General features: G+C 69.0%; 1 protein-coding gene. It reads right to left on the bottom strand.

Features of this window, described 5'->3' with window-relative positions; genetic code table 11:
* A partial coding sequence (locus R2R70_RS22880; RefSeq protein WP_410979328.1) for a hypothetical protein occupies positions 1-210 on the bottom strand: 210 nt, incomplete at its 3' end.
* Positions 211-239 lie beyond the last annotated feature (29 nt).

Here is a 239-nt window from a genome sequence, read left to right as displayed (position 1 = left end):
GTGCACGATCGTCAGCACGCGCCGGGCCGCCGCGTCGCCGTCGGCGTCGAGCGTCTCGAGCATCACGCGGCCGCGCGCGTTGCACATCAGCATCCTGCCGCGCCGCTCGACGAAGATCGGATAAGGCAGCGTCTCGATCATGTCGACGTAGGCCGTCTGCCATGCGCGAATGCGCTGCATGGCGAGTTCGACTTCGTCCGTCGTCGGCATCGCGGGGTGGGCTTCTGCCGCGTGCGGCA

This window comes from Cobetia sp. SIMBA_158 (assembly GCF_046566945.1).
Taxonomy (GTDB): Bacteria; Pseudomonadota; Gammaproteobacteria; order Pseudomonadales; family Halomonadaceae; genus Cobetia; species Cobetia amphilecti.
The sequence above is the reverse complement of the archived record's forward strand: the minus strand, read 5'-3'. Positions and strand labels throughout refer to the sequence as shown.